Genomic DNA, 22649 nt, shown 5'->3' on the forward strand with positions numbered 1-22649 from the left:
TTTGAAATCAAAAAACAAAGTTGAATCATGAACAAGATCTTATCATTACTTTTTATGGCGGGCATTTTAGTGTTCGCATCATCATGCGGCGGCGACGATGAGCCGGAGCCGGAAAAAACTGCAGAAGAGCTTCAGGCAGAAGCGATTGCCACAGCTCAGACGGCAGTTGATGCCAAAGCTACTTCAGATGCATCCGCAACAGGTGCTACCGACGCTTCTGTATTTGAGGGTTGGACCTTGTCCTCAGTGAAGGGACTTCTAGGTGGAACTGACAAAACACCAAGCGCTCCTTCAGCAGCTGCGCCAGTTATAAAGGTTGCGGCTAATATTGAGGAAGATACTGAATGGACAAAAGGGAACGTATACCAGCTTGATACTCGTGTAACTGTACTAGACGGAGTAACACTTACCATTGAAGCGGGTACAATTATAAAAGGAAACGCAGAACTGAGCGGAGCAAATGCTGCTGTGCTTATGATAGCCAGAGGTGGTAAGATCATGGCGGAAGGAACTGCTGATGAGCCAATCATTATGACGTCAACTGATGACGACATTCAGCCTGGAGATCTTTCAGGTACTACTTTGACTGACGAAGATACAAAATGGGGTGGATTGGTTGTTCTCGGTAAGGCTCCTGTAAGTGCCAAAACCGAAGATCCTCAGATCGAAGGTGTGGATGCAGCTGATACCAATGGTAGATATGGGGGAACTGCTGCTGATGATAATTCAGGTGTTATCAAATACGTGTCTATTCGTCACGGCGGCGCAGAGATAGCTGAAGGAAGTGAGATCAATGGTCTGACACTGGGTGGCGTTGGCACAGGTACTACCATCGAGAACATCGAAGTATATAACAACTCTGACGATGGCATCGAGTTTTTTGGCGGAACTGTTAATGTAAAGAACGTGCTTATCTACTCAGTTGGTGATGATGCCTTGGACGTTGATCAATCTTATGCCGGAACTGTTGACAACTTCGTTGTATACGTAGACGGTGGTTCAGATGAAGGACTTGAGATCGACGGCAGAGAAGGTAGCCTGGATAAGTCATTCACAATTAAAAATGGCACCATCAAGGCGCTTGGTGACAAAACTACTACTGGCGACTTCAAAGCTAAAGCCAAAGGAACTATTACTAACGTTGTGTTTGAAAATGGAAAAGTGAAATTGGCGGCTGCGTTTGACGTAGCAACTTACGAGCAGACTGAGGATGCGTCGAAGAATACAGCGGACGGATCGTTGGTTTTCTCGAAGGTAAAGACTTCCGCATTCGAGATTTACACTGATAGCTTCAAATAATAAGCACCGAAGCAAAGATAATTCATAAATAAGACTCGTACTGAAAATGGTAGTTGTGGTTTGCCACGGCTACCTTTTTTGTTTTTCCATACTGACACCACCCGATTCAATATTACGGAAATGTTATCAAACCCTAACTTTTGAGTCTTTTTATTAAAAAACTGATAAAGTTCCCCTAATCAGTTCCAGCCCTGTCGGTGTCTACCTTTGCAGCGAAATAATTTTGAGTCTATTTATGAAGAAGTTCTTTATTGTTGCGCTGGCGGTTTGTATCTCCTCGTCGGCATTTTCTCAAGCCGGGTTTTTAAGAGGTAAAGTTTACGACCAAATTTCCGGTGAAGCCTTGTTTGGGGCGGCTGTTATCAAGAAGGGCACTACCACTGGTGCCGTTGCCGATTTCGATGGCAACTTTTCACTCACCCTTGAGCCTGGCACCCATACCATCGAAGTGCAATTCGTCTCTTATCAGTCCAAAACTATCGAAGGCGTTGAAATCGTTGCTGGGCAAACTACCACACTCGACATTCCTATCAGTGAGGATGTGACCGAACTTGAGTCGGTAGTTGTTACTGCCGAAGTAATCAGAAACAATGACGTTGGTTTGCTGTCTGTTCAAAAGAAGTCTATCAACACCATGGATGGCATTTCTTCTGCTTCTTTCAGAAGAGTAGGTGATAGCAACCTGTCTTCAGCCATGAACAGGGTGACTGGCGTGACCATTCAGGGTGATAAGTATGTGTACGTACGTGGCCTTGGCGACAGGTACACAAAAACGTCGCTGAACGGCATGATCATCCCTGGCCTCGACCCAGATAGGAATGACGTTCAAGTTGATTTGTTCCCAACAGGGGTTCTGGAGAATGTGATTGTTTATAAGACATTTACGCCTAACCTTGTGGGTGATTTCGCAGGAGGTTTAGTCAATATTCAGACAAAGGCGTTCCCTGAGGAGAAAACCAGTTCAGCATCCCTGAGCTTTGGCTACAACCCTGCCATGCATTTCAATAGCAACGCCGTGTCATACAAAGGCTCATCTACTGATGCGCTGGGCTGGGACAACGGAGCAAGAGCGCTTCCAATATCAGCCAACGCTTCTATTCCAACATTGCCTAATTCCTTTGTAGAAGAAACAACAAAGAAGTTCTCACCTCTTTTAGGAACATCCCGGTCTACCAACTTCATGAACACCAATTTTTCTCTGTCGCATGGTAATCAGGTGCAGAGAAGCAAAGTGACCTGGGGCTATAATGCCATATTCAACTACACCAACACCAACACTTTTTACGAAGGCTTCGCAAGAAAGCGTTTTGAAAAAGACCGTACTTCTGCCGAGGTTAGTCTTGAGAGAGACTTTACGGCCGTAGGTGATTTGAGCACCAATAACGTGCTTTGGAGTGCATTGGGGACATTGGCGGCCAAAGTGGATAATCACACTATTGGAACCAACATGTTCCACACTCAGAATGGTGTAAGTACAGCGCTGGATCGTGAAATAGACTTCACTACCCTAAATAACCCTACACTTGTCCATAATGATATCCTGGCCTATACACAACGCCAGATGACCAACAATATCTTGTACGGCAAGCATCAGTTTGGTAAACTGAGGGTGGACTGGACGAATTCGCTGTTGGTTTCAGGAATTTCAGATCCGGACTATCGTGATACCCGAATCAATGAAGACGATGGAGAATTCGCTTTTAAGAATGGCGGAACGATTAACAGGTTCTGGAGAGAATTGAAAGAAACGAATGAAAGCTTCAAGGCTGATGTGGTTTACGAGCTAAACGACAATAATAAGCTGAAGGCCGGAGGCATGGTTGCCTTCAAGTGGAGAGAGTTCACGGTTAACTCTTTTAACTATGCTCCAATTTCTACTTTTCGGGTAGAACAGAATGATCCAAATTGGTTGCTAACAGAACCGAACCTCTATTCCGCAGAAAATCCGGGTGGACTCTACATTCAGAACAATAGCAATGCATACAATAACTACGACGGCTTCCAGTCGATTTATGCAGCCTATGTGATGAACGAAATGAACATCACGAGCAAACTGAAGTCGATATATGGCGTGAGGGTTGAAAACGTTAAGATGTTTTATACGGGGGTCAGGCTAAACGAGGACAACTCCAGCCAGCTTGAAAACAACACCAAAACATTGGACAAAACTAACCTGCTGCCGTCTTTGAATTTTGTATATGCGCTACAGGAGAATATGAACCTGAGAGCGTCATTCAATAAAACGCTAGCACGGCCATCTTTCAAGGAGAAGTCTTCAGCCTTTATCGAAGACCCTATCACCAGAATACAATTCTCTGGTAATTTGGATCTGAAGCAAGCACAAATACTCAACTATGACTTCAGGTGGGAGTATTTCTTCACTCCAGGCGAAATGGTGTCGGCCTCAGTTTTTTATAAAGACTTTACTGATCACATCGCACTGGTTTTCTTCCCTAACAATCCCGGTCAGCTAAAGCCAAGGAATGTGGGCGAAGCCCGGGTGTATGGTGCTGAGTTTGAAGTAAGAAAAGACCTGAGCTTTATCACTCCTGCTTTGCAGAACTTTTCAGTAGGCTCCAACGTGTCGATTGTCGCCTCACGAGTTAACAGAAAAACAGTAACTGTAAGTGAGCAAGGGCAAACTGAATACGACAGTGAAGTGAGCTACAAAGGGGGCGACGCATCTTCTGTAAAGCTTTATAGAGAGATGACAGGCCAGTCACCTTATGTGGTAAACGCCTACCTGCTGTATCAGAATGATGAAATTGGGTTTTCTACAAACTTGTCTTACAATGTGCAGGGTGAAACGATCACATTCATCGGCATATCTAATATCCCAGACGTTTACCAAAGGCCATTCAATAGCTTAAACCTGAATGTGACACAGCAGTTTGGAGGAAACCGCCAGTCGGCACTTAGCTTTACTGCGAAGAACCTTCTCAACGCAAAAGATCAGCAAGTGTATAAGTTTGGTGACGAGGAGGAGTTGTTCTCTCTGTATATGCCTCAAAGGCTTTTCTCTTTGAAATATACTTATACATTCTAATTCCGTATCGAGCACAGCGATTTTCTGCTAAACCGGCAATGGTAAAATAGGGGCAAAAGAAAACGAAAGAAGGGAGCATGTGCTACCTTCTTTCGTTTAAGGCTCTTTCTAACAGCAGGCCTGCTTATTTCCTTCCGATGATAGTAACAGTAAAGTTGTCTACATTTTGCAGACTGTCGTAGTGAGTGGCTGCGAAGCTAATGGCTTCAATAGGAGCCTGCATTTTTATCCACCTCATTACCTTCTCGTCCGGCGATTTGGTGGGTTCACCCAAAGCTTTTGCATTGAAAGCCTCTAGTGCTTCTTCTGAAAAAGGGAGTCCATGAGGGCCTTTTACAGAAATGTAGCTGGCTTTGTTGTCAACATACTCCACCTCCACATTATACATCTTAAAATGCTGCGCAAGAGCTGGGCCAGCTAGTGTTTCACTAGCATAGGTGCTGTCTGGCTTGCCTAAAATAGCCTCTACTTCCTCAGGAGAGTGTCTTAAAATAGCCGGGGCGTCTACAACTACCCTATGTTTGCAACCAATCAGGGTAAAAAATAGCAACCCGGAAAAAAGAATAGTCTTGTTCATGTTATGTTTGCTTTGCTGCGAAAATAACTAATCGACCTGGCCCGCCCAATATTTGGCCGTTTTATGAATAACAGGTGGTTGTTTTTCACGAGCCTTTAGAGGGGGCAGCCGGGTAATATTTCTTTTTCAGCCAAAACGCCACCTTCACCAAAAGAATCAGCGCAGGCACTTCCACCAGCGGACCTACCACTCCGGCAAAGGCCTGGCCGCTATTAAGCCCAAACACCGCAATGGCAACTGCAATGGCCAGCTCAAAGTTGTTGCCGGCAGCGGTGAAGGCAATCGATGCATTCTTGTCGTATTCCGCACCCATGGCCTTGCTGAAGAGAAAGCCGATGATAAACATCAGGGCAAAGTATACCAGCAGCGGCACGGCAATGCGCAGCACATCCAGTGGTATCTCCACAATCATCTCCCCTTTGAGGCTGAACATCACCACAATGGTGAACAGCAACGCAATGAGCGTCATGGGGGCCAGGGTAGGGATAAATGTGTGTTTGTACCATGCTTCCCCTTTTGCCTTTACCAAAATGATGCGGCTGAGCAGCCCTGCGAGAAAGGGTATGCCCAGGTAAATGGCTACGCTTTCGGCAACGGTGGCAATGGATATGTCGACAATGGCACCCTGGAAGCCAAAGTAGGGCGGCAGCACCGTGATGAAGATCCACGCATAAAAGCTGTAGGCAAACACCTGAAACATGCTGTTGAGGGCTACCAGGCCAGCTCCGTATTCGGCACTGCCCTCAGCCAGGTCGTTCCACACCAGCACCATGGCGATGCAGCGGGCCAGGCCGATCAGGATCAGTCCGACCATGTATTCCGGATAGTCACGCAAAAACACAATAGCCAGCACAAACATCAGTACAGGTCCAATCACCCAGTTGAGTATAAGTGATATGGAAAGGATCCTGACATTGCGAAATACCTGTGGCAGCAGCTTGTAGTCAACTTTGGCCAGGGGCGGATACATCATCAGGATCAACCCAATGGCGATGGGGATATTGGTAGAACCACTGCTGAACGAGTTGATGAAGCCCGGACTTTCAGGAAGGAAGAATCCAAGGGCCACTCCCACTGCCATGGCCAGGAAAATCCAGATTGTAAGGTAGTTGTCGAGAAAACTGAGCTTCTTTTTTTGTGCGTTCACTGCCTTATTTTATCTGGGAAAAGACATAGAACATTTCGGCAGCAATTTGCTGACAGCGCTCATCGTATTTCGCTGTTTCCAGAGCTGTGCCGTCGAACGCCTTCGGATCGTCATACATCACAGGTATGCGGGCTTCGGTGCCAGGGATATATGGACAGTTTTCCTCGGCATGAGAGCAGGTCATTACAGCCGAAAAGTTGGTGGTGGCGTTGGCAGGGTCATCGTACAATTTTGAAAAGGCAGTGATCGGCTCACCATCTTCGGAATAGAAAATAAAGTAGACCGGATTGGTTTGCTTTTCCTTTTTAGTAACATGAAAGCCTGCCCGCTCTATGGCTGCCACAGCCCGTTCGTTGAAGGCTGTTACCTCTACTCCGCCCGAGTAGGTTTGCACGTCAACACCGTAATAGTCGGCGGCTGTTTGCGCCCATATCTGCGAAAACTGACTGCGACGGGAGTTGTGCGTGCAGATAAAGTTAAGTTTTGCTTCCCGCTGCCCGTCCTTTTTGGACTGCACATAGTCGATCAGGGTTTGCAGGACAGCTTTTCTTTCCTCTGGGATTTGAGTCAGCGGAAGCGCTTGTCGGTAGGCTTCCAACTTAGGTAATAGTTGCATAGTGATGAGATGGTTGTTTCGTTCTTAGCAGCAGCCTGACCCCGGCGCACAGGCATTGCTGTTGAGTTCGTTCAGGCTGAGTTTGATTTTTTCAGTTTTGTTACCGGGCTTTTGCGCAAAAACAGTGATGCTGAAAATGCCGGTTTCGCCATGGTTAAATGCATCTGTTTCGACTGCCGAGAGATACTTGCTCAAAATATCGTTCGGAATGAGAATTGCCTTTTCCTTCTGAATGGTGATGTTCTCAAATCCAGTTTCACTGATGTATTTCAAGTATTCGTCTTTTTGAATGGCACCAGCCACGCAGCCGGCGTACATTTCGGCGTCTTCCTGTAGCGCTTTTGGGAGGTCGCCCACAAGCACAATATCTGAAATGCTGAAGTGACCTCCGGGCTTGAGCACCCGGTATATTTCTTTGATAACGTTCTGTTTGTTGGGCACCAGATTGAGCACACAATTGCTTACAATCACATCGGCCCCATTGTCCGATACGGGCATTTCTTCTATGTCGCCCTGGCGGAATTCTACGTTGTTATACCCAAGCTTTTCTGCGTTGGCTCGGGCCTTTTTGATCATAGCGTCCGTAAAATCAACACCGATTACTTTGCCAGTTTCGCCGGTTTCATGCCGGGCCAGGAAACAGTCGTTTCCAGCACCCGACCCTAAATCAATTACGGTATCTCCTTTTTGGATTTTAGCGAACTGTGTCGGAAGTCCGCACCCGAGGCCAAGGTCGGCACCTTCGTGGTAGCCATCCAGTCCGGTGTAGTCGTCGGTCATGATATTGTATACCTCGTTCGAGGTTCCACCTGCACCGCAGCACGACGACTGATTAACGGCGATGTCTTGCTCAGCGATTCTGCTGTATTTGTCACGAACTATTGACTTAAGCTCTTCAGAGGTTTTCATATTTCTTAGTGTTTAATTGCAATATTACGATGCTTGTTTGTAAATTTTTTTAGCAACAGAAGGGGTGCCTGTCAAACATTTTGTTGAAAAGGCCCTTGATCTCCGCCCACCGAACCGGGTCGATGCAGTAACTTACGGATACCCCCTCGATGGTGCCTTTGATAATGCCCATGTCTTTGAGTTCCCTCAGATGCTGGCTAATGGTTGCCTGAGCCAAACCCAGCTCTTCCACCAGGTCACCATTGATACACGCATTGGTTTTGAGCAAATAATCAATGATAGCCACACGGGCAGGATGAGCAAATGCCTTGGCGATAAGGGCCAGGTCATTTTGTTCAGCAGTAAAGAGGTCTGTCTTTGTTACACCCATGATTTTTAATTACATTGCAATATTACGATTAATCAAAGTGCAGACCAAGCAGGCACTGTAAAATTTTATCCTATATATTGATAAACAAGTAGAACGAGAGCACATGACCACTGACATCATACTTCCGATATGGAAAATGGGCCGAACCAGGCTCACCAACCAGCTGGCAACCATTACACCCGAAAGCCTTTCCCGCAGAATCCACCCCGACAGCAATTCGATAGGTTGGCTACTCCGCCACATAGCGGAGGTGGAGCTCCTTTTTGCCAAAAACGTATTTGGAAGACCTTTGCAGGTGAAGCTATCAACAGTGGGGCAGGGCATAAAGGACTTGGGGCACTTTACCAACCTTGAGGAGCTCAAAGGGCTGCTCGACGAATCGGGCAGGGAGTTGGAGGCGGCCATTTTGGATCAAGAAGATGGAAGATGGACTACTGAGATTACTACCCGGGAGTTTGGAACGATTACCAAAGCGGAAGCACTCTCCCGCATCACTACGCACACCGCATGGCATGCTGGTCAAATAGCGATTATTAAAAAGTATGATACAGCCGGATAAAAGCTGGCACTATCCGAAACGCTTCTTCGAATGCAACACAGCATCATTAATTCGTTTTTTTATTTCAGACACGGTCAATTTTTCCTTCAGTTTGGGCGGATCAATGGCGGGGTCGATATCATCAAAGTAGTTGACTGACCGTAAGGCGATGAGTGGATTGAAATTGGGGTATTTGGTGGCGTAGAAGGCTATCATCTGCTCCAAAGAGAAATGCTCCAGGAGGTAGTAGACGTCGATAAAGTCCTTGAGTCGCTTGCCGGAGTTGGAAATGGCATTGAGTTTCATGGCAGCAATGTCTTCTTTTCCAAGAAACGTGATGCCCTCTTCAGTTATTGGAGGCATCACTAGCGGGTAGTTATGGCGGACGAAGTCAACCTTTACGCCTTCGATAAAGCCGATAATAGTGTTCCTGACATTCAACTTGATATCAAAATCAAACCCTGAAGCATTGATATAGTCAATAAGACGCTGGTTGTTTATTTCCTGGGAGGTAAAAAGGTCAATGTCGATTGAGTTGCGGTGACCAAGCTGCAATGTCAAAGAGGTGCCGCCGACCAAATAGAATTCTCGCAGCTCAGTAAGTTGCTGGAGTTTTTGTGTCAACGCAAACGTCGCATCTGAAATTAGAAAGGGATCTTTATGCAACATCCAAAAAGTCGGATTTAAGGAAGAACTTTGACCACTCCTTCTCTCGTGTGCCCAACTGGGCACTCCAGTCTATCGTTTCAAGAATCTTAGGTTCTCCATAGTACCTAATAATCTCCTTCCATTCCTCAAGGTTTCCCAATTGAAGCACTCTTTCAATGACGATCTTGTATGACTTGTCATAATTGAAGGTCTCAAGATCGTACTCCCACAGCAAGTGGCCGGGTAAATTGGGTTTGGTACTCATGACTTATACAATCTGCGAAAAGTATCGTTGAACAAGCGGATGTAAGCCTAATTTACGAAAAGCGATTTAACTAATGCGAAAAAGTTACCTGAAGCGACGGCCTAAGCCTCGCTATCTGCCATCCTGTTGTGTTCCGACTGGAAAGCGAAGTCGATTTCCGGATACTTGGAAATCATCACGTCCAGCATTCCTTTCGATTCCGCCAAATAAACGGGTAACCCGTCTTTATCTAGTGCGATAGAGTTGGCCTTAAAGTCCAGGAAGTCCTTGAGTTTGGCCGGGTTGTTGGAACTGACCCAGCAGGCTTTGTACATCGGCATGGGGCGAAAACGACAGCTGGCTCCATATTCATGAAGCAGGCGATATTGAATAACGTCAAACTGCAGCTCACCCACAGTGCCCACAATTTTTCTGTTGCCGGGTTGCTTGATAAAGAGCTGCGCCACGCCTTCGTCGGTGAGCTGGTGAATCCCTTTTTCCATCTGCTTCGATTTCATTGGGTCGGCATTTTCCAGTTCTCTGAAAATCTCTGGAGAGAAGCTGGGAATGCCTTTGTAGGTAATCATTTCACCCTCGCTCAATGTGTCGCCGATCTTGAAGTTGCCGGTGTCGTAAAGGCCCACAACGTCGCCCGGAAAGGCCGAGTCGATGGTCTCCTTGTCCTGAGCCATGAAGCTGGTTGGGTTGGCAAAGCGCACATTCTTATTGAGCCTTACGTGGTGGTAAAACTTGTTACGCTCAAACACCCCACTGCACACCCTGAGGAAGGCAATTCTGTCACGGTGACGAGGGTCAAGGTTGGCGTGAATCTTAAATACAAACCCCGAAAAGTTATTTTCAGTAGGAAGCACCTGGCGCAGATTCGTCTCTCTTGGCAGAGGTGTTGGGGCGATTTCTATGAATGTGTCGAGCAATTCCTGCACGCCGAAATTATTCAAGGCACTGCCAAAAAACACCGGAGCCAGAAGCCCGTCCAGGTAGTTTTCCTTGTCAAAAGGCTCGTAGGCCATTTCCACGAGCTCAGCATCTTCCCGGAGGGTGTCGGCATCTCTGCCAATGATTTCTTCTAGTTGGGGGCTTTGGAGATCTGAAAATGATACAATGTCTCGCTCAACGGCAGTTTTGTTGGCATTGAAGAGGTTGAGGTGCTTTTTATAAAGGTTATAAACGCCTTTAAAATCAGAACCATTATTTATCGGCCAGCTTAGCGGGCGCACTTTAATACTCAGCTTGTCCTCCAGCTCGTCCATAAGCTCAAAAGGGTCTTTGCCCGGTCGGTCCATTTTGTTCACGAACACAATCACCGGTGTGTCTCGCATGCGGCACACACTCATGAGTTTTTCGGTTTGCTCTTCCACGCCCTTCACAGAGTCCACCACAAGTATCACACTGTCGACGGCCGTAAGTGTCCGGTAGGTGTCTTCTGCAAAGTCTTTGTGACCGGGAGTGTCCAGCAGATTGATCTTTATGCCTTTGTATTCGAAGCCCATCACCGAGGTAGCCACGGAAATACCACGCTGCTTCTCTATCTCCATAAAGTCGGAGGTGGCGGTCTTCTTAATTTTGTTGTTCTTAACGGCTCCGGCTGACTGAATAGCACCACCAAAAAGAAGTAGTTTCTCTGTCAAAGTGGTTTTCCCCGCATCGGGGTGACTGATAATGGCAAATGTTCTGCGGCGATCTAATTCTGCAGTGTTCTTCATACAACTCCTTAACTAATCGTGATTTACTCTGAATTTGGTGGATAAAAAGGCCTCATTCCCAAAGATTTTGCAAATATAAGTCTTTAAAGACAAGGGATCGACATGCGGTGTGATAAATAGGAACTTACACTAGTGTCCGCTTTTTTGAATATAGTTCAGAAGGGTCTTTTTCAATGAGTCAATTTCCTTTTGGGAAGCGTCTACTGCCGACGCTTTCTCTGCTATCAGCTGACCCAGATCATTAATGGCAGTAACCAGTTCCCCATCTTCAAAAGCAACGTCTTTATCGGCACTTCGGGCCTTCGACTTTTCCAGCTTAGCTATGAGCTTCTGTCTTTTTGCTACGGCCCGTTGATGATCGGCGCTGGTTTTTCTGGCTTGTTTTTCGGCGGCAACTATCAGTTGCTGGATATAGTCACCATAGAATTTCGACTTGAATTCCTGAAGGAAATTCTTTGTCTGCTGCATATACTCTTTCCTTGTCGGCGCATCCATATTAACGCTATTCAGTACAAGCGTTAATATGGAAGAGTTACCATCGATCATTATTTCAGAAAACATTTCTATTGGCACATTCGACGAACCTTTTTTAGGGGGCACTGAAAGTTTCCAGTAAGTTTTTCGGTTCTTTACCCTGGCTACGGTTTTAAGGTACCGCCACCAACCCTTTTGCAGGTTTTTTGGAGGGAAATCAAACTGAGCTGAGTAACCGGAGTGCTTGTCGCTGCCAATTGCTAGAGAGGATGATGTCACGGCCGAACCGAAATCAGGTATTCTTGTTGAGGTAGTAGTGGCATTTTTGCTTTGAGCCGACAAGCCTCCTGCTGAAATGAAGATTATTAAAACAGAAAGCAGGAATATGCAGTTTTTCATTCAAACACCATTTCTTATCTAACGCAAATGTTGGCTAAAAATGCGTAATTAATACGGAAGTTGAAAAGTGAATTATACAGAGGTAACAAGCAGCAAAAGCATCTGGTATGACAGAGACAACGAAAGGCAAAATACTGGTAACGGGAGGAAGCGGTTTAATTGGAAGCCGCCTGAGCGAGTTGCTGACCGAGGCTGGGTACGAAGTGGCTTGGCTGAGCAGGTCTTCCGGAAAGGCCGACAAGTATAAAACCTATAAATGGGATATTGAAAAGGGGGCGATACAAGATGGTGCCCTGGAAGGCCTTGAAGCAGTTGTGCATTTGGCAGGTGCAGGAATCGCCGATAAGCGCTGGTCGGAAGCCAGGAAAAAGCTGATACTGGAAAGCAGAACCAAGTCGACGGCATTGCTTATGGAAAGGCTCTCGGCTCTCGGGTTAAAGCCAAAAGTGTTTATTGGAGCCTCTGCGATTGGTTATTATGGTGCCGATACTGGCGATGCTATGATTGATGAAAAGTCACCAGCTGGAGACGATTTTCTTGCTCAAGTTGTAAAGTCGTGGGAAGGATCATCTGCACCCGTTGAAGACATGGGAATCAGGCGGGTACTTATTCGGGTGGGCGTGGTGCTGAGCGCAAAGGGCGGTGCACTTCCGCAACTTTTGACTCCAATAAAATTTGGGTTCGGTGCCCCTTTGGGAACGGGCAAGCAATGGATGAGCTGGATTCATATCGATGACCTTTGCCGCTTGTTTGTGGAAGCCATTCAGAATACTGCCTATGAGGGAGTTTACAACGGCGTAAGTCCATCGCCAGTCACTAACAAAGAAATCACAAAAGAAGCTGCAAAAGTATTGAAGAAGCCGCTTTGGCTGCCACCCGTTCCTGGCTTCGTTCTGAAAGTGGCGCTTGGTGAAATGGCGCAGATTGTCCTGGGTGGTAGCAAGATTTCCTCCAAAAAAGCTGAGAGTATGGGATTCAAGTTTGATTGTCCCCACCTCAAAGGTGCTTTGGAAAGCATTTTGCTGAAATAGTCTTTGCCACTGCCAATCAGCAAATCATGTTTTCACCTTCGTTTTAATTGTCTCGATTTAAACGTATTTTTGCGTTTTGGCAATTCTGTACTGCCCCCAAGAAAATAAGAGTATGCGTAAATTCATCATGTTGCAGCTTTGGCTCGGCATCCTTATCATCGGCGGTTATTTTGTTTACAAGCGCACCACGGGCAAAGATGAATACCTGACGCCGCCGCCCGCTTCCATGGAAACAGTGCCTCTGGAGGTCACCCTGCCAGATAATTACGTCAAAGTGTTCGAGTTGCCAGATACCCTGAGTTTTGCAGGAGAGCCGGTGCCCTTACATATGACAGATGTGAGGGAACGACTTGACAGGGAAATACATGTCAACTCCTACTGGCACAGCAGCACGATCTTCCTTATCAAACGATCCAACCGCTGGTTGCCTTTGCTTGAAGAGCTGCTCAAAGAAAATGGCATTCCTACAGATTTTAAGTATTTGTCAGTGATTGAAAGTGGCCTTGAGAATGTTGTTTCTCCAAGGCAGGCAGTAGGTTTCTGGCAAATACGAGAAGGTACTGGCAATGATTTTGGCCTGGAGATCAATCGGGAGGTTGATCAGCGCTACGACCCGATTGCTTCTACAGCGGCGGCGGCCAGATACATGCTCAAGGCCAAAGAAAAGTTTGGGAACTGGACAAACGTGGCGGCGTCTTACAACATGGGAATGAAAGGCCTGGCCGACGAGCTTGAGGAGCAGAAGACAAATTCCTACTACGACTTGTTGCTAAACGAAGAAACTTCCAGGTACATGTTCCGCTTGCTGGCCATCAAAGAGATACTTGAGCACCCTAAAAAGTATGGATATGATATTCCGCAGGAGTTACTGTACCCTGTGATTCCGCTCGATACATTGCGGGTTACGGAAGACATACCCAGCCTCGTTGACTTTGCCCAGGCGAGAGGCTTGTCATACAAGGAACTCAGACTGCACAATCCGTGGTTAAGGAGGGGTGCTTTAAATGTCAGGAAAGGAAAAAGCTATTTGCTCAGGCTACCGAAGGGGCATGTTGAAGTACTGCCAACTGACAATCAAACCGATGCCTTGAATTCCGGAAATTGATTTAATTTAAAAACGTTTTGTATCCATCAACAGCATGCCAAAAGATACTTTAAAAGCACCAAAACCCACAACAGAAAGCAATGGGGAGCAGTTGGTGAATGGGGCCACAGATGGTATTGACTTTCTCGAGATTTTCGGAGCCAGGGAGCACAACCTGAAAAACATTGACCTGAGGTTCAAAAGAAATCAGTTGGTGGTCATTACGGGCATTAGTGGTAGCGGTAAGTCATCGCTGGCGTTTGACACTATCTACGCAGAAGGCCAGCGCCGCTACATGGAAAGCTTCAGCGCCTACGCACGTTCGTTCATTGGCGAGCTTGAGAGACCCGATGTCGATAAAATCAATGGACTTAGTCCGGTTATTTCTATTGAACAGAAGACCACTTCTAAAAACCCTCGTTCTACTGTAGGTACGGTCACTGAAATTTATGATTTTCTTCGTTTGCTTTACGCCAGGGCAGGCGACGCCTATTCTTACCTCACAGGCAAGAAAATGACCAAGCAAAGTGAGGATCAGATCATCAGGCAGATTCTTAAACAATACGATGGCCAAAAATTGGCTATCCTCGCTCCGGTTGTCAAAGGCCGAAAGGGGCACTACAGAGAGCTTTTTCAACAAATCAGGAAACTGGGCTTTTCGAGGGCCAGGATCGACGGTGCCTTGGAAGAAATCACCCCCAAGATGCAGTTGGATCGCTACAAAACCCACGACATCGAAATTGTGATTGACAGGGTGGTGGTAAGCGAGAAAGACGCCAATCGCATTACCCAGTCTACTAAAACGGCAATGACGCAAGGCAAGGGCGTCATGATGATTTTGCTTGAAGATGGAAACGTGGCTCATTTTTCCAAGACACTGATGGATCCTGAGACAGGGCTTGCATACGACGACCCGGCTCCAAATACCTTCTCCTTCAATTCACCCTACGGTGCCTGCCCGGACTGCAATGGCCTGGGGGTTATTCAGGAAATATCCAGAGAGTCGGTCATGCCCGATCCCAATATCAGCATTAGCCGGGGAGGAATAGCACCCTTGGGTGAATACCGGGATATATGGATTTTCAAGAAGCTGGAGGTCATTCTCAAAAGACACAGGTTAAGTCTGGCCACGCCAATTAAAAACATACCTGAAGAGGCGTTGAAGATAATACTGTTTGGCGACGATGAGCCTGTAGCAGTTGCCTCAGTCAAATACCCCGGCACAGAATGGAATACTAAATTTGAAGGCATCATCAATTTCCTTGAAAAGCAAAAGGACGGCGGCTCTGACAAAATGCAGCAATGGGTGGATGAATTTACAGTAAGTACCATCTGCCCATCCTGCCATGGTGCCCGGCTTAAAAAAGAAGCACTGCACTACAAAATCGACAAAAAGAACATTTCCGAGCTGTCTTTTATGAACATCACCCAGCTTTCGGAGTGGTTCGAAGGACTGGAGACCCGGCTGGACGAGCGACAGAACATCATAGCAGCCGAGGTATTGAAGGAAATCAGGAAGCGAATCGGGTTTTTGTTGGATGTTGGCCTGGATTACCTGAATCTGGATCGGCCCCTCAGAACGCTTTCCGGTGGAGAGGCTCAACGTATTCGTTTAGCCACACAAATAGGCACCCAGCTAGTTGGTGTGCTCTATATCCTTGATGAACCAAGCATTGGCCTGCACCAGCGTGACAACGTGAAGCTCATCAAGGCGCTGAAAGACCTGAGGGATCTTGGCAACACAGTGATTGTAGTGGAGCATGACCGTGATATGATGATGGAAAGCGACTTCCTCATTGACATTGGGCCGGGAGCTGGAAGGCACGGTGGCCAGGTGGTAGCTGCTGGCACCCCCCAGGAGGTTTTAGAAAGCAATTCGCTGACTGCCGGCTATCTTAATGGAATTAATAAGATCGCTGTGCCGAAGGAAAGAAGAAAGGGAAAGGGCGAAAGCATTGTGCTGAAAGGAGCAACAGGCCACAACTTGAAAAATGTCACCCTCACTTTGCCAATTGGCAAGATGCTCTGCATCACTGGGGTGTCGGGCAGTGGCAAGTCTTCGCTGATCCACGAAACACTTTTCCCTATTCTCAGGAAGCATTTTTACGGCAGCAGATCCGAACCGCTCCCTTATACTGAGATCAAGGGAGTTGAACATATCGACAAAGTGATAGAAGTGGATCAGGCGCCTATTGGCAGAACACCACGATCAAACCCAGCCACTTATACCGGTGCCTTCTCGGATATTCGTCTGTTGTTTTCGAACCTTCCTGAGGCGAAGATCAGGGGCTACAAGCCTGGTCGCTTCTCGTTCAACGTAAAGGGGGGTCGTTGCGAAACTTGCGAAGGGGCGGGGATGAAAGTCATCGAAATGGATTTCCTGCCCGACGTGCATGTGCCGTGTGAAACATGTAAAGGCAAGCGCTACAACAGGGAGACGCTGGAGGTGAGGTTCAAAGGCAAGTCAATTTCAGACGTACTTGACATGACGGTGGAGCAAGCCGTAGAGTTTTTCGAATTCCAACCCAAAATACTCAGACGGATTCAGACCTTGCACGAAGTCGGTTTGGACTACATCACGTTGGGCCAGCATGCCACAACGCTTTCAGGTGGAGAGGCACAGCGGGTGAAGCTGGCAACTGAGCTTTCGAAGAAAGACACAGGCAAGACGCTGTACATTCTTGACGAGCCCACCACCGGTCTGCACTTCAAAGACATCCAGCACCTGATTGACGTGCTGAACAAGCTTGTGAACAAAGGCAACACAGTCCTGATCATTGAGCACAACCTCGACGTAATTAAAGTAGCTGATCACGTCATTGACCTGGGACTTGAAGGTGGCGACAAAGGGGGGCAGATACTTGCGGAAGGCACACCTGAAGAAGTGGCAAGAAAGCAGGTAGGGTATACTTCGAAGTTTCTGAAGGAAGAACTCGAACGGGCATAAATAAAAAATCCCACTGAAAAAACAGCGGGATTTCCACACCTAAACCTACCATGTGTTACCCCGATGAACCGGGGTAAACCACCTACTTAAACTAACTACTAACCTTTATGTTTTTAGTCTTCCAACATGTAGTAGCTGTTTCCAGCGTACTCCATCAGGAACTCACTTTTCTTTATCAGTGATCTTTCTTTTGAAGAAGGATCTTTTTCCAACACCTCCTGAAGTGGCTGCTCCAGCAGCACATTCCAGCTTTCGTCAAACACTACAATTTTATCCTGCAACACAGGAATGTCTTTGACACTTAATTCGTTATTGAGGCTGTTGATGATTTCTGCGATCTCCGCCTGCGAGAGCTTGTAGGGATTTTTAGCTACAAGGTCGCTCGTGAAGGTGCTTCCTATCAAGACTATACCTGCAATGCTCAAAAAAATACTTTTCATAATTTTGGTCTTTTCCAATTCTTTAACAATGTTCTGTTTCTTGGTTCTGACCAAAATGAACGCAAAATTATATTCTTTGTTTCTTATTTTTACAGAACATATTAATGAAGAGGTGCGTTCTGAGGTAAGAAAAGTGAGCGAACTTCGGAAAATGGGACAAGCTTACTCCAGTTTTATTTAAAAAGTACAATTTATGAGCTGATGAACCTTGCCAAATTAGCTATGAAGAGAGACGGAAGAGGGGAATATTTTAAGAACTAAGGCGGTCACAATATCAAAATAATAATTGTTGAAATTTAAAAAACACAGAATATAATTCTGGTATAATTTAGCAAAAAAATAGAACAATTATAAGAAGTTAGTCAATGTACCTTTATCTCCTATTATGTCAGAACAAATAAAAAAATCGGGCGATATCATGATTCCTCAGACCTCCAAAAAACGAGTGGTAATCATCGGAGGAGGATTCGGAGGCTTAAAAATAGCGAAAGGTTTGAGGAAAAAAAACTTTCAGGTAGTTCTTTTTGATCGACACAACTACCACACTTTTCAACCTCTCCTTTATCAGGTGGCTACTGCAGGGCTTGAACCCGACTCTATCGCAGGTCCTTTGAGAAAGCGACTAAAGAATTTCAAAGACTTCTACTTTCGAATGGCCACGGTTGAGTCTGTCGACACATCTAGGAATTGTATAATTACAGAGATTGGAGAACTGACCTATGATTACCTTGTCATAGCCAACGGGTCGCTCACCAACTATTTCGGCGACAGTGAGCTGGAGAGGAATGTTTTTCCGCTCAAGCAAATACCCCATGCACTCAACCTGAGAAGCCAGCTTTTGCAGTCATTTGAGAAAGCTGTGTTGCAATCTGACACGGAAGAAAAGCAAAGCCTGATGAACTTTGTGATTGTCGGAGGCGGCCCCACGGGAGTTGAGCTGGCAGGGGCGCTTGGAGAATTGAAATTGCATGTGCTGCCGAAAGATTACCCTGAGATCAACTTCAAAAAGATGATGATCTATTTGGTGGAGGGCCTGCCAAGGCTGCTCAATGGAATGAGCCATGAGGCCGGGGAAAACGCTTTCAACTACCTTAAACGATTTGATGTGCAGGTGTTGGTTGATAAGCGCTTGAAGTCCTACGACGGGAAAACCGTCGTGTTGGATGACGGCATGAGTATCCCGGCAAGTACGCTGATTTGGGCGGCCGGTGTAAAAGGCAACATTTTGCCCGGAGTAGCAGATGCCTCTGTTTTCAAAAGCCGTATCAAAGTAGATGAGTATTGCAAGGTGATTGGCACCGACAATGTTTATGCCATTGGCGACGTGGCTTATTTCCCTACAGAGGCCTACCCAAATGGCTTGCCCATGCTGGCTCCTGTGGCCATTCAGCAAGGAGCCTTACTTGCAAAGAACCTTGTCAACCTCGACAAGGGGAAGGAAATGAAGAAATTCGAGTACCTTGATAAGGGCAGCATGGCCACCATTGGAAGAAACAAAGCCGTTGTCGATTTGCCAGGCAACATAAGAATGAAAGGATTCATCGCCTGGTGGGTTTGGATGTTCATTCACCTGCTGTCCATTATTGGCTTCCGCAACAAGTGGATCGTGCTTAGCAACTGGATATGGAATTATTTCACGTTTGACCGAAGCACAAGACTTATCATAAGGCCTTATGTGAAGAAGCCTGCCAGACAAGAAAAAGAACCTGAGAAGGAGGAAGTTACCTCCCGTTGAAAGGGCCCGCTAACGGTTTGAAATTGAGAAACACTCCACTTAACCGGAATGTATTAGACCAAGTGTGGATTTTATTTATATTTCGCCCATAAGATGATCAATAAGAGGCGGATATATTGGATTTGTCAGATTGGTGGATGGTCGATTTACGGCTTCAGCAATTTGTTTTTGCTGTCGACGGCAAAAACACTCACGCTATCCGACATCACCGGACAAATCATTTCGACCGCTTTCTATATTCTTATTACGCACTTTTTAAGAATACTGATGATCAGGCGGAATTGGCTGGGCAATTCATGGCCAATTCTTATCCCAAAGGTGATATTTGCCACATTTCTGGTAGGCATTATCGACTACTTCTTTCTATTGGCGCTTCAGTACAGTCTGGGCACGTTGATGAAGAGTGATTTCAGTTTTGAAACAATGAGTGCGAACGTCCTCATCTCCTGGACACTCACCTTTATTTGGGCGTTGATTTATTTTACCTTTCATTATTTTGAGAGGTACAACAAGTCTCTTCAGTTTGAAGCAACCATCAACGAAATAGAGCTCAACAACCTGAAGTCGCAGCTGAACCCGCATTTTATCTTCAATGCACTCAATAGTATCAGAGCCCTTGTTGACGAAAACCCATCGAAGTCGAAAATAGCCATTACACAGCTGTCGAACATACTGCGATATTCCCTGATTCTCGACAAAAAGAAGCTTATTCCTTTTCAGGACGAGCTCCAAACGGTAAAGGACTATCTTGCGCTGGAGACCATAAGGTTTGAAGAAAGGCTTAAGACAGAATTTCAAATCCATCCCGATTCTTATCTTTACATGGTGCCGCCTATGATGATTCAGACATTGGTGGAGAACGGAATTAAACATGGCGTGTCGAATCTTAAGCACGGCGGGCATATTAAGGTGACCACGGAAGTGAAAAACAATACACTAATGGTGCAGATCCGAAACAGCGGCTCTTATAAAAATGGAGTGGTGAGCCCCAACGGGGGCTATGGTCTTCAAAACACCAAACGCCGGTTGAAGCTGATATATGGTAGCGGGGCCTCCTTTGAAATTGCCAACGAGGGCACAAACATGGTGTTGACTGAACTAAAATTTCCTGAAACAATTTAATTACTGATAATAGATTTAGACATGAGAGCACTGATAATCGACGACGAGAGGTTGGCACGTAAGGAGCTAACAACTCTACTGAGCGTACACAAAGACATTGAACTGATAGGAGAAGCCGTCAATGCTGATGATGCGTTTGAAAAAATCAACACCATGCAGCCAGACCTGATTTTCCTGGATATACAAATGCCGGGCAAAACTGGGTTTGAACTTCTTGAGAGCCTTGAAAGAGTGCCAAAAGTTATATTCACAACGGCGTACGATGAATTTGCCATCAAGGCGTTTCAGTATAATGCGCTCGATTACCTGCTAAAGCCCATACAGCCGGAAAGATTAAACGAAACCGTCAAGAAACTATTCAACGAAGGAGTAGCACAGGGCGAGGAAGATTTGTCAGGTATGCCTCAGAAAAAGCTGGGCGCTAGCGATCAGGTATTTGTAAAGGATGGCGACAAATGTTGGTTTGTCAGACTTTCAAACATCAGGTTGTTTGAATCGGATGGCAACTATATAAAGGTCTATTTCGACAACTTCAAACCCATGATTCATAAGTCGCTCAACGCTCTTGATGAACGATTGGATGACAGAACTTTCTTCAGGGCAAGCCGCAAGCATATCGTTAATCTCGACTGGGTGGAATCCATAGAGCCCTGGTTCAATGGTGGCCTAATGGTTCAGCTAAAAGGTGGTGAGAAGGTGGAAGTGAGCAGAAGACAGGCAGCCAAATTCAAAGACATGATGTCTCTGTAAGGCTACTGCTTCACAATATTGATAATCTCCTTTTCGATGTGCCAGTCCTTGGCAAGGTTTAGCATGGCGGTTGCCTCCATTTCAGTGAGGTAGCCTTTTTTGTCATTGTCCTGCCACACGGAAAGGAGGTATTTTATTCTTTTCTCTTTCTCAAGCTTGCTTATTACCTTGTTCAGGTATTCCCTGGAGCGGTCAAAGGCAGAAAGATAGTCCTCAGCAATAAAAGTATTGGCCCATTGCAACTCGTCAAACGCATCGAGCGATTCCGCTGAGTCGTTCAGCATGTTTTGCTCATCTTCATCTAATCCATGGTAGTGGAAGATAAGCGATTTAAGAAGCATAAAGGCCTTTTTCTCTTCTTTTTCCATTCTAATCCTAAGGTGTGCGGCAATCAATCTCCTTTTTGCTTACTACAGCATAAGTTGAGAAGTGATTTCATCAGCAAAAAGTTTGCCTTTTTTTGTTAAATATAGTGTACTATCGGTTGTAAATAATAATGCTTCCCTATGAAGAAGGGAAAGCTCCTTCTCTTTTTCCTTCAAAAGGTCAACACCGAACTTTGTGCCGGCCATTTCAAGGCTGGTGCCCCACATGGTGCGAAGCGTGGTCAGCAGGTACTCGTTGAAGGCCTGACTGGCTTCAAGCACCTCCACTGTACATGGAATTTTACTACCGCTAACGGCCTTGATATACAAAGCATTGTTGGCAATATTGTATTGTCTGGTTGAGCTATTGTAGGAGTGGGCACTTGGACCAATGCCCAGATAGGGTTTTTGTTGCCAATAGGCGGTGTTATGTTTCGAGTACCTCCCGGGTTTGGCGAAATTAGAGATCTCGTATTGTTCATAGCCAGCCCCTTCCAACACTGAAACCAGCGTTTCAAACTGCTCGGCGGCAAAATGATCGTCTATCGGGGCCAGCTTGCCCGTTTTTTGCCATTGGCCAAAGGCCGTTTTTTCTTCAATTGTCAGGCAATACGCCGAAATGTGCGGAACATTTAATTCAATCGCTTTTTGCAGATCATTTTGCCACACTGAGTGATCTCTGAAGGGTATGCCATAAATCAGGTCAATGCTGATGTTCTCAAAACCGGCCTTTTGTGCAAGCTCTACGCATTTCAGCGCCTGGCTGCTACTATGCGACCGGTTCATAAATCTCAGATGTTCATCCCAAAACGATTGAATCCCGATGCTCAGCCTGTTGACTCCAAGTTTCTTGAAAGTGTCAAGCTTAGCTGTTGTCAAATCCTCCGGATTAGCTTCCAGCGTCACTTCCGCCACCTTCGCCCACCCAAAGCTTTCTTTCAATGCGTCAAAAACATGCTGCAAGTCGCCCTCGTCAAGCAGCGACGGTGTTCCACCGCCTAAATAGACGGTTTCTATGGCTTCATTGTTTAAATACCCTTTTTGAAGCGTAATTTCATGGCAGATTGATGCAATAAGGTCACTTTTTAGCTTCAGCGAGGTGCTGAAATGAAAGTCGCAATAGTGACATGCCTGCGAACAAAAAGGAATATGAATGTAAATTCCGGCCAAGAGCGTTTACTTTA

At 46.1% G+C, this 22649-nt stretch carries 21 protein-coding genes; 9 read left to right on the forward strand and 12 right to left on the reverse strand.

Annotated features, from left to right (window positions below):
• Window positions 1-27 precede the first annotated feature (27 nt).
• A complete protein-coding gene (locus tag GC130_RS27825; RefSeq protein WP_152001637.1) occupies window positions 28-1299 on the forward strand; it encodes a hypothetical protein in 1272 nt (423 codons plus the stop codon).
• Between the two features lie 235 nt (window positions 1300-1534).
• Window positions 1535-4345 (forward strand): TonB-dependent receptor, encoded by a 2811-nt coding sequence (locus tag GC130_RS27830; protein ID WP_152001638.1) that lies wholly within the window; start codon window positions 1535-1537, stop codon window positions 4343-4345.
• Between the two features lie 124 nt (window positions 4346-4469).
• Here the strand turns inward: GC130_RS27830 and GC130_RS27835 are convergent, their stop codons facing one another.
• The 5 genes from GC130_RS27835 to GC130_RS27855 form a co-directional block, all read right to left on the reverse strand.
• Entirely contained in the window at window positions 4470-4922 is a 453-nt protein-coding gene (locus GC130_RS27835) for a hypothetical protein (RefSeq protein ID WP_152001639.1), read from the reverse strand.
• 85 nt (window positions 4923-5007) lie between these two features.
• Window positions 5008-6069, reverse strand: a complete 1062-nt coding sequence (gene arsB, locus GC130_RS27840; RefSeq protein ID WP_201568602.1) for an ACR3 family arsenite efflux transporter — start codon at window positions 6067-6069, stop codon at window positions 5008-5010.
• 4 nt (window positions 6070-6073) lie between these two features.
• Entirely contained in the window at window positions 6074-6685 is a 612-nt protein-coding gene (locus GC130_RS27845) for a protein-tyrosine-phosphatase (RefSeq protein WP_152001640.1), read from the reverse strand.
• A 24-nt stretch (window positions 6686-6709) separates the two neighbouring features.
• Complete coding sequence (locus GC130_RS27850) at window positions 6710-7594, reverse strand: arsenite methyltransferase (RefSeq protein ID WP_152001641.1); 885 nt, start codon at window positions 7592-7594, stop codon at window positions 6710-6712.
• Between the two features lie 49 nt (window positions 7595-7643).
• A complete protein-coding gene (locus GC130_RS27855; RefSeq protein WP_152001642.1) occupies window positions 7644-7964 on the reverse strand; it encodes a helix-turn-helix transcriptional regulator in 321 nt (106 codons plus the stop codon).
• A 103-nt stretch (window positions 7965-8067) separates the two neighbouring features.
• Here GC130_RS27855 and GC130_RS27860 point away from each other — a divergent pair, with 103 nt between their 5' ends.
• Window positions 8068-8523 (forward strand): DinB family protein, encoded by a 456-nt coding sequence (locus GC130_RS27860; RefSeq protein WP_152001643.1) that lies wholly within the window; start codon window positions 8068-8070, stop codon window positions 8521-8523.
• Window positions 8524-8532: 9 nt separating this feature from the next.
• Here GC130_RS27860 and GC130_RS27865 read toward each other — a convergent pair whose 3' ends face one another.
• The 4 genes from GC130_RS27865 to GC130_RS27880 all read right to left on the reverse strand — a co-directional run bounded on the left by GC130_RS27865 (window position 8533) and on the right by GC130_RS27880 (window position 11991).
• Complete coding sequence (locus GC130_RS27865) at window positions 8533-9171, reverse strand: nucleotidyl transferase AbiEii/AbiGii toxin family protein (protein WP_152001644.1); 639 nt, start codon at window positions 9169-9171, stop codon at window positions 8533-8535.
• Window positions 9161-9415: a hypothetical protein gene (locus GC130_RS27870; protein WP_152001645.1), complete on the reverse strand. Its 255-nt coding sequence runs from the start codon at window positions 9413-9415 to the stop codon at window positions 9161-9163. Before GC130_RS27870 ends, GC130_RS27865 begins: the two co-directional genes overlap by 11 nt.
• A 101-nt stretch (window positions 9416-9516) precedes the next feature.
• Window positions 9517-11118, reverse strand: coding sequence for a peptide chain release factor 3 (locus tag GC130_RS27875; RefSeq protein WP_152001646.1), 1602 nt, complete (start codon window positions 11116-11118; stop codon window positions 9517-9519).
• Between the two features lie 129 nt (window positions 11119-11247).
• Window positions 11248-11991 carry a hypothetical protein gene (locus GC130_RS27880; protein ID WP_152001647.1) on the reverse strand — a complete coding sequence of 248 codons (744 nt, stop codon included), beginning with the start codon at window positions 11989-11991 and terminating at the stop codon, window positions 11248-11250.
• A 107-nt stretch (window positions 11992-12098) separates the two neighbouring features.
• Between GC130_RS27880 and GC130_RS27885 the strand changes: the two genes are divergently transcribed.
• The 3 genes from GC130_RS27885 (at window position 12099) to uvrA (ending at window position 17053) form a co-directional block, all read left to right on the forward strand.
• Window positions 12099-13022 (forward strand): TIGR01777 family oxidoreductase, encoded by a 924-nt coding sequence (locus tag GC130_RS27885; protein WP_152001648.1) that lies wholly within the window; start codon window positions 12099-12101, stop codon window positions 13020-13022.
• Between the two features lie 112 nt (window positions 13023-13134).
• Window positions 13135-14127 (forward strand): lytic transglycosylase domain-containing protein, encoded by a 993-nt coding sequence (locus tag GC130_RS27890; protein ID WP_152001649.1) that lies wholly within the window; start codon window positions 13135-13137, stop codon window positions 14125-14127.
• 34 nt (window positions 14128-14161) lie between these two features.
• Window positions 14162-17053: an excinuclease ABC subunit UvrA gene (gene uvrA / locus GC130_RS27895; protein WP_152001650.1), complete on the forward strand. Its 2892-nt coding sequence runs from the start codon at window positions 14162-14164 to the stop codon at window positions 17051-17053.
• 113 nt (window positions 17054-17166) lie between these two features.
• Here uvrA and GC130_RS27900 read toward each other — a convergent pair whose 3' ends face one another.
• Window positions 17167-17493 carry a hypothetical protein gene (locus GC130_RS27900; RefSeq protein WP_152001651.1) on the reverse strand — a complete coding sequence of 109 codons (327 nt, stop codon included), beginning with the start codon at window positions 17491-17493 and terminating at the stop codon, window positions 17167-17169.
• Window positions 17494-17878: 385 nt separating this feature from the next.
• Here GC130_RS27900 and GC130_RS27905 point away from each other — a divergent pair, with 385 nt between their 5' ends.
• The 3 genes from GC130_RS27905 (at window position 17879) to GC130_RS27915 (ending at window position 21100) form a co-directional block, all read left to right on the forward strand.
• Complete coding sequence (locus GC130_RS27905; protein ID WP_152001652.1) at window positions 17879-19228, forward strand: NAD(P)/FAD-dependent oxidoreductase; 1350 nt, start codon at window positions 17879-17881, stop codon at window positions 19226-19228.
• Window positions 19229-19321: 93 nt separating this feature from the next.
• Entirely contained in the window at window positions 19322-20350 is a 1029-nt protein-coding gene (locus GC130_RS27910; protein WP_152001653.1) for a sensor histidine kinase, read from the forward strand.
• Between the two features lie 21 nt (window positions 20351-20371).
• Window positions 20372-21100, forward strand: coding sequence for a LytTR family DNA-binding domain-containing protein (locus tag GC130_RS27915; protein WP_152001654.1), 729 nt, complete (start codon window positions 20372-20374; stop codon window positions 21098-21100).
• A gap of 2 nt (window positions 21101-21102) precedes the next feature.
• Here the strand turns inward: GC130_RS27915 and GC130_RS27920 are convergent, their stop codons facing one another.
• Both GC130_RS27920 and hemW read right to left on the reverse strand, forming a co-directional pair.
• Window positions 21103-21468, reverse strand: coding sequence for a hypothetical protein (locus GC130_RS27920; protein WP_152001655.1), 366 nt, complete (start codon window positions 21466-21468; stop codon window positions 21103-21105).
• 42 nt (window positions 21469-21510) lie between these two features.
• Complete coding sequence (hemW, locus tag GC130_RS27925; protein WP_152001656.1) at window positions 21511-22635, reverse strand: radical SAM family heme chaperone HemW; 1125 nt, start codon at window positions 22633-22635, stop codon at window positions 21511-21513.
• Between the last annotated feature and the right edge of the window lie 14 nt (window positions 22636-22649).

This window comes from Imperialibacter sp. EC-SDR9, assembly GCF_902498805.1.
GTDB lineage: Bacteria > Bacteroidota > Bacteroidia > Cytophagales > Cyclobacteriaceae > Imperialibacter.

Coding starts and splice junctions, on each gene's coding strand:
- GC130_RS27825 (WP_152001637.1), top strand. CDS start 28: ATGAACAAGATCTTATCATTACTTTTTATGGCGGGCATTTTAGTGTTC.
- GC130_RS27830 (WP_152001638.1), top strand. CDS start 1,535: ATGAAGAAGTTCTTTATTGTTGCGCTGGCGGTTTGTATCTCCTCGTCG.
- GC130_RS27835 (WP_152001639.1), bottom strand. CDS start 4,922: ATGAACAAGACTATTCTTTTTTCCGGGTTGCTATTTTTTACCCTGATT.
- GC130_RS27845 (WP_152001640.1), bottom strand. CDS start 6,685: ATGCAACTATTACCTAAGTTGGAAGCCTACCGACAAGCGCTTCCGCTG.
- GC130_RS27850 (WP_152001641.1), bottom strand. CDS start 7,594: ATGAAAACCTCTGAAGAGCTTAAGTCAATAGTTCGTGACAAATACAGC.
- GC130_RS27855 (WP_152001642.1), bottom strand. CDS start 7,964: ATGGGTGTAACAAAGACAGACCTCTTTACTGCTGAACAAAATGACCTG.
- GC130_RS27860 (WP_152001643.1), top strand. CDS start 8,068: ATGACCACTGACATCATACTTCCGATATGGAAAATGGGCCGAACCAGG.
- GC130_RS27865 (WP_152001644.1), bottom strand. CDS start 9,171: ATGTTGCATAAAGATCCCTTTCTAATTTCAGATGCGACGTTTGCGTTG.
- GC130_RS27870 (WP_152001645.1), bottom strand. CDS start 9,415: ATGAGTACCAAACCCAATTTACCCGGCCACTTGCTGTGGGAGTACGAT.
- GC130_RS27875 (WP_152001646.1), bottom strand. CDS start 11,118: ATGAAGAACACTGCAGAATTAGATCGCCGCAGAACATTTGCCATTATC.
- GC130_RS27880 (WP_152001647.1), bottom strand. CDS start 11,991: ATGAAAAACTGCATATTCCTGCTTTCTGTTTTAATAATCTTCATTTCA.
- GC130_RS27885 (WP_152001648.1), top strand. CDS start 12,099: ATGACAGAGACAACGAAAGGCAAAATACTGGTAACGGGAGGAAGCGGT.
- GC130_RS27890 (WP_152001649.1), top strand. CDS start 13,135: ATGCGTAAATTCATCATGTTGCAGCTTTGGCTCGGCATCCTTATCATC.
- uvrA (WP_152001650.1), top strand. CDS start 14,162: ATGCCAAAAGATACTTTAAAAGCACCAAAACCCACAACAGAAAGCAAT.
- GC130_RS27900 (WP_152001651.1), bottom strand. CDS start 17,493: ATGAAAAGTATTTTTTTGAGCATTGCAGGTATAGTCTTGATAGGAAGC.
- GC130_RS27905 (WP_152001652.1), top strand. CDS start 17,879: ATGTCAGAACAAATAAAAAAATCGGGCGATATCATGATTCCTCAGACC.
- GC130_RS27910 (WP_152001653.1), top strand. CDS start 19,322: ATGATCAATAAGAGGCGGATATATTGGATTTGTCAGATTGGTGGATGG.
- GC130_RS27915 (WP_152001654.1), top strand. CDS start 20,372: ATGAGAGCACTGATAATCGACGACGAGAGGTTGGCACGTAAGGAGCTA.
- GC130_RS27920 (WP_152001655.1), bottom strand. CDS start 21,468: ATGGAAAAAGAAGAGAAAAAGGCCTTTATGCTTCTTAAATCGCTTATC.